Raw genomic sequence first — 207 nt, forward strand, 5'->3', positions numbered from 1 at the left:
ATTATCAAGGATTTGCGACGTACTTGCAGTAGGCATCGGTGCAACTAATAGAGAGTTACGAACTCCATTCTTCGCTTCTTGCTTTCTAAGTTTTGCCCAGTCCCAACGACCGCTCAGCTCTTCATCCTTTATATTCCACAGGTTGTGTTGAAATTCTCCTTGGCTCATTGGTGAACCTTCATATGTTTGGTAAGGTCCCTCTACCTT

At 44.0% G+C, this 207-nt stretch carries 1 protein-coding gene; it reads right to left on the reverse strand.

Features of this window, described 5'->3' with window-relative positions; translation table 11 throughout:
* Positions 1 to 207: hypothetical protein (locus ACRHOC_RS16100; protein ID WP_431159550.1), on the reverse strand; the 207-nt coding region annotated here is incomplete at both ends.

This window comes from Winogradskyella poriferorum (assembly GCF_050618035.1).
Classification (GTDB): domain Bacteria; phylum Bacteroidota; class Bacteroidia; order Flavobacteriales; family Flavobacteriaceae; genus Winogradskyella; species Winogradskyella poriferorum_A.